Raw genomic sequence first — 5520 nt, 5'->3', positions numbered from 1 at the left:
GTGCGGGGGTGTCCTGGGCCGGGGACGGGGCACGTAGTCGGAAGGTGGCTTTCACTTCCCAACCGCCTTCGGGCAGAGGGCCGGTGTGGAGTGCTCCGTCGAGTGCTTCGACCCGTTCGCGCAGGCCGATGAGGCCGAAGCCGCCCTGGCCGCCGGTCGGCACAGCGGTGCGTTGGGGTCCTCCGGTGTCGGTGATGCTGAGGTGCAGCCAGGTGCTGTCGGCGTCGAGGCGGACGTCGACCTGGGCGCCGGGGGCGTGCCTGCGCACATTGGTGAGTGCTTCCTGGGCCACGCGGTAGGCGGAGATCTCCACTTCGGGGCTGATGTGGGCGGTACGCGCGGCCGCGGTGGCTTCGAGGCGCGCAGTGGCGGGTGTGGCGGGTGCGAGGCCGGCCGCCGCAGGCGTCGAGTAGCTCGCTGAGCAGGTCGCCCGGGCGCACCGCGGTGTGGTTGTCCTCCCTCAGCACGCGGACCAGACGTCGCATGGATTCCAGTGTCTCGGTGCCGGCCTGCGCGATGTTACGCAGGATCGGCTCGACCTTGTCCGGTGCGGTGGGGTAGACGGCCGTTGCCGCGTGGGCCTGGACGATGATCCCGGTCATGTGATGGGCGATCAGGTCATGCAGGTCGCGGGCGAGCGCGAGGCGTTCCGCCTGGCGTACGTCGGTGATGGCCCGGCGGCGCCTCGCCTCCATGGCGCGGATGGCGCAGCCGAGTGTGATGACGATGGCGAGTATCACGGTCAGCATGTAGACGCCCGCCACGATGCTCGCCCACGAGCCGGTGCGGAAGGGCAGGACCAGGACGGTCACGCTCAGGGCGGCGGCCGATGCGGCGGCCGCCTTCGGGCGCGCGGTCCGTGCGGCGGTGCGAAGAAGCAGACCCAGCAGTCCCGCGATTTCCAGTGCGCCCACGGAGGACCCGGTCTGGGGGACCGCGACGCAGATGCCGCTCAGCGTCAGTGACATCGCCACCACCATCCAGATGCGTGGCAGCAGCGGCGGCGAGAAGCGTGTGTCGCCCACGGCGAGGATCAGGAGCGGGCCCGTCACCAGGACGGGCAGCCAGTTCGTGGCGGGGTGCCACGGATCGGGCGCCATGGCCAGCAGAGCGACATCCGCGAACCCCGTCAGGGCGAGCGCGAGCAGCGCGCAGACGGTGATGAGGCGTTTGACGGCAGGAGTAAACGGAAGGTCCAGGTCCACGCTGGTCAGCGTAGGTGTACGGATCCCGGTGGACGTGTCGGCCGAATGACCGACAGGCCCGCGCCGGAACAGTACCTACGGCCGACATCGCAGGGCGTCTTCGCAGGAAACCATGGATTCACCGGCGGCCGGTCCTTCCCCCGAGGCCGACCGCCGGTATCAGCGCCGTCAGTGCCGACGGCGTACGTGGCCGGCGGCGCTGCGGCCGGGCCGGTCAGGTGGCCGCACCGCGCCGCTGGGGTCCGGGACCGTCTCACGCGGTGATGTGACCGGACGGCGTGCCGCGCCCTGTGGGGACGGCGGCCGGCACGCGCCGCAGCGCCCGCAGCCCGCACCGGGCGGGCGCTGCGGCACCCCTCAACCTCGGCCCCAGGAACGGAATTGCTGAGCGAGGAGCGACGCACCGTTCATGCCGCGTATGTCCGCCGACCGAGCACCTTCCTTCCCTACGGAGTCACACCCTCATGGCAACTTTCCTGCACAGGATCGGCCGGTTCGCCTTCCGGCGGCGCTGGCTGGTCGTCCTCCTGTGGGCCGTCGTCCTGGGCGCCGTCGGCGCCGGCGCGGCCGGCACCTCGGGCTCGGCCGATTCGAGCTTCACCCTGCCCGGTACGGAGTCCCAGCGCGCCTTCGACCTCCTCGGGGAGAAGTTCCCGGCCGCCAACGCCGAAGGCGCGTCCGCTCGCGTCGTGCTGCGGGCCCCCGACGGCCAGAGGATCAGCAGTGCCGAGAACAAGGCTGCGGCCGAAGCGGCCCTGGCGGACCTCAGGAACTCCTCGTCCCGCATCGGCCAGGTCAGCGACCCCTTCGCCACGAAGGCGGTCAGTGCGGACGGCACCACCGCATACGCCCAGGTCAACTACACCGCTGCCGCGGCGGACCTGACCGACGCCGACCACACCGGCATCGACGACGCACTGGCCACGGGCCGGGACGAAGGGCTGACGGTCGAGGCATCCGGTGACGCGCTCGCGGCCCCGGAGGGAGGCCACTCCGCGGAGGCCATCGGCTTCGCCCTCGCCGCCGTCATCATGGTCATGACCTTCGGGTCCCTCATCGCCGCCGGTCTCCCGCTGATCACCGCCCTCGTGGGCGTCGGTGTCAGCACCACGGCCATCACTGCGGTGAGCGCGATCTTCGAGCTCAACAGCAACACCTCGGCGCTCGCGTCGATGCTCGGTATCGCCGTCGGAATCGACTACGCGCTGTTCATCGTCTCCCGCTACCGCTCGGAACGGGCGGACGGGTACAACGCGAAGGAAGCCGCGGCACGGGCCAACGGCACCGCCGGTTCAGCCGTCGTCTTCGCCGGCGTGACCGTCGTCATCGCCCTCGCCGGCCTGGCCGTGGTCAACCTGCCCATGCTCACCGCCATGGGCCTGGCCGCCGCCGGAGCTGTCGTCGTCTCCGTGCTCGTGGCCGTCACCCTGGTGCCGGCGCTGCTGGGGTTCGCCGGGGAGCGGGTCCTGGGCAAGGCCCGTAAGAAGTCCGCACGCACTCCGGCACCGGCCGCGGCTCCCCGGGCGACGATCGGCAACCGCTGGATCGCCTTCGTCCTGCGCAGGCCGGTCAAGGTCCTCGTGTTCGCGGTCGTCGCGCTCGGCGTCGTCGCACTGCCCGCCACACAGCTCAAGCTCGGACTGCCGGACGACGGCTCCAGGCCCGCATCCTCCACACAGCGCAAGGCGTACGACATCCTGGCCGACTCCTTCGGCCCCGGCTTCAACGGCCCTCTGACCCTGACCGTCGACGACCCGAGCCCCGACATCGCCCGCAGCACCGCCGCCGGTATGGGCACGGCCGTCGCCGGTCTCCCGGACGTGGCGTCCGTGTCACCCGCCGCCTTCAACAAGGCCGGTGACACCGCCATCATCACGGTGATTCCCAAGAGTGGGCCGAGCAGCGACGCCACCAAGGAACTCGTCGGCGACATCCGCTCGCTGGCCGCCGGCACCGAGTCGTCCACCGGCGCCCGGTCCATGGTGACCGGCTCCACCGCAATGAACATCGACATCTCCGACAAGTTCAGCGCGGCGATCTTTCCCTATCTGGCGCTCGTCGTCGGCCTGGCGATCCTCGTGCTGATCCTGGTCTTCCGCTCCCTCATGGTCCCCGTGAAGGCAGCGCTCGGCTTCCTCCTGTCGGTCCTGGCCGCGCTCGGTGCGCTCGTCGCCGTCTTCCAGTGGGGCTGGCTCCAGGACCTGGTCGGCCTCGAACAGACCGGCCCGATCATGAGCCTCATGCCGATTCTCATGGTGGGCATAGTGTTCGGTCTCGCAATGGACTACCAGGTGTTCCTGGTGACCCGCATGCGTGAGGCGTACGTCCACGGGGCCGGCGCCCGCACCGCAATCGAGACCGGTTTCAAGCACAGTTCGAAGGTCGTCACGGCCGCAGCCCTCATCATGATCTCCGTGTTCGCCGGCTTCGTCGGAGGCGACGACGCCATGATCAAGTCGCTCGGCTTCGGCCTCGCGATCGCCGTGGCCTTCGACGCCTTCGTCGTCCGCATGACCATCGTGCCCGCCGCCCTGGCACTCCTCGGCCGGCACGCGTGGTCCCTGCCCGTCTGGATCGACCGCATCCTGCCCAACGTCGACATCGAAGGCGAGAAGCTCGCCCGGCACGCACCGGACGAAGTGCGTCAGGCCGAGGACACGACGCCGCAGTACACCAGCCAGTACTGACCCCACCCCGGGTTCGCTGCTCGGCGACGGGCCTGGAAGTCCGCTCGGCCGTGCCATGCAGCGAGCCCACACTCCCTTGATGCGTGCGCGATGCGTGAGCGGACGGTCCGGCACAAGGTGTCGACGAGCAGGCTCGAGTACCAAGCCATGTGGTGCCGGCCAGGCAGGACGGCACCACACGGCAGGCTCGGGCACGGCCCGGCAGAGATCCGGTCCCACTCCGGCGGTCGCCCAGGGACCGCGGCTCTAGTCTGACGAGGTGATGAATCCGGAGGGGGGCCTGGTGCCGCGCCCGGGCGCGCGCGTGGTGCTGCTGGACGACGCCGGTCGACTACTGCTGTTCTCTGCCCTGACCAAGGAGGACGGTTCCGTTCGGTGGTTCACCCCTGGAGGCGGACTCAAGCCAGGCGAAAGCCACGAGCAGGCAGCCCTGCGGGAGTTGCGAGAAGAAACCGGGCTGACGAACCTCTCGCTGGGTCCGGAGATCTGGCGAGGGCGTCCGTGGGCAACGGTCCGGGGCGGCGTCGCGTATGAGGTTCGCCAGCGCTACTACATGGCCCGGACGCCTGCGTTCCAGGTCGATACCTCGGCGTTCAAGGAGATCGAGAGGGCCGCGATCACCGGGCACCGCTGGTGGACCGTAGCGGAACTGGCCGCGACCTCGGATGTGCTGCGGCCGGCTGAGCTGCCGAAACTATTGGCATCCTTGCTGACCGACGGCCCACCGAACCGGCCGATCCCCGTCGACGGCTGAGCCCACGTCCTCAAGCACGCCGCCGAGCAATAGCCACGCTTGCCGCTGGTGCACCCAAACGATCAACACAGCGCCAACGCGCGGTACCGGCGACCCTCGGTGGTCTGTCCGGCCCCGGACCGATCATGGTCCGGAGTCTTTGACATCCATGCCCGACATAAGCGCCAGTGGTCGCTCACGACTTCCCATGGCCATTCAGAAGACGGGCGGCGCCACCATGAAGTTCTCGCCGCCGTACAGGGATTCATAGTGGATCTCGATCACCAGACGTCGAGTGACGAGTTCCCAGAACCAGCCATGCCGGTCATCGCTGAAATCATCCAGAGACAACAGGAACGTGGACTGCCCGGCCAGCACCACGGCGCCCGGACGCAAGGAGTGCGCCTTGGGGCGCGTCGGCAACGGGCCGAGGAGGCGTTGCTGTGTGTGGTAGTCCCACTGCCCTATGACCTCCCCGTCCAACCGCACGATCGAACGCGTCACGATGGCAGGCCCGAGACCGGCATTGATGACATTGAGCCCCGCCTCAGTGCCTTCGTACTCCTTCACGCGGCGCATATGCAGCATGGGCCTCACCGACTGCCGGCCATGTCGCCTGCTGTCCCGGGCCTGCGTGTAGCTCACCCAAAGCGAGCCGAGTGCCACGACTACCGCCGCAACAGCGGTGATCATGTCTGAATCCATATGAATTCCCCCCGCGCGAAGCCGTGGACGCTGCTCGAATCTTCCCCAGGCGGCCGCCATTCCAGTCCGCGGTCTGCGAGCGCGCCGGGTGGCAGCACCGAGCGCGCCGAGTCCGGCCGTCCCGGTTATTGACGTGTCATCGCCAATCGTGGGTTGATGTGCGATACGGGGCATGGGAGCGCTCCCATGC

The 5520-nt window shown here is 69.3% G+C and carries 4 protein-coding genes and 1 pseudogene; 2 read left to right on the top strand and 3 right to left on the bottom strand.

Going from position 1 to position 5520, the window contains the following annotated elements; all coding sequences use genetic code 11:
- Together JGS39_RS41240 and JGS39_RS42020 are read right to left on the bottom strand one after the other, a co-directional pair.
- Positions 1 to 325, bottom strand: a 325-nt coding sequence (locus JGS39_RS41240; RefSeq protein ID WP_372456186.1) for an ATP-binding protein, incomplete at its 3' end; no start/stop codon positions are given.
- 139 nt (positions 326 to 464) lie between these two features.
- Positions 465 to 695 (bottom strand): annotated as a pseudogene (locus JGS39_RS42020) (histidine kinase); the annotation flags it as partial.
- 974 nt (positions 696 to 1669) lie between these two features.
- Here JGS39_RS42020 and JGS39_RS35965 point away from each other — a divergent pair.
- Together JGS39_RS35965 and JGS39_RS35960 are read left to right on the top strand one after the other, a co-directional pair.
- Complete coding sequence (locus JGS39_RS35965) at positions 1670 to 3892, top strand: MMPL family transporter (RefSeq protein ID WP_219573966.1); 2223 nt, start codon at positions 1670 to 1672, stop codon at positions 3890 to 3892.
- 262 nt (positions 3893 to 4154) lie between these two features.
- The gene (locus tag JGS39_RS35960) at positions 4155 to 4646 is read left to right on the top strand and encodes an NUDIX hydrolase (RefSeq protein WP_219573968.1); all 492 of its coding nucleotides are present in this window, start codon (positions 4155 to 4157) and stop codon (positions 4644 to 4646) included.
- A 195-nt stretch (positions 4647 to 4841) separates the two neighbouring features.
- Here the strand turns inward: JGS39_RS35960 and JGS39_RS35955 are convergent, their stop codons facing one another.
- The gene (locus JGS39_RS35955; RefSeq protein WP_236064501.1) at positions 4842 to 5318 is read right to left on the bottom strand and encodes a DUF8453 domain-containing protein; all 477 of its coding nucleotides are present in this window, start codon (positions 5316 to 5318) and stop codon (positions 4842 to 4844) included.
- Positions 5319 to 5520: the final 202 nt, after the last annotated feature.

Source organism: Streptomyces poriferorum, assembly GCF_019399235.1.
GTDB classification, from domain to species: domain Bacteria; phylum Actinomycetota; class Actinomycetes; order Streptomycetales; family Streptomycetaceae; genus Streptomyces; species Streptomyces poriferorum.
The sequence above is the reverse complement of the archived record's forward strand: the minus strand, read 5'-3'. Positions and strand labels throughout refer to the sequence as shown.

Bases quoted from the DNA above. Each gene is read 5' to 3' on its own strand.
- JGS39_RS35965 (WP_219573966.1), top strand. From the start codon at position 1,670: ATGGCAACTTTCCTGCACAGGATCGGCCGGTTCGCCTTCCGGCGGCGC.
- JGS39_RS35960 (WP_219573968.1), top strand. From the start codon at position 4,155: ATGAATCCGGAGGGGGGCCTGGTGCCGCGCCCGGGCGCGCGCGTGGTG.
- JGS39_RS35955 (WP_236064501.1), bottom strand. From the start codon at position 5,318: ATGATCACCGCTGTTGCGGCGGTAGTCGTGGCACTCGGCTCGCTTTGG.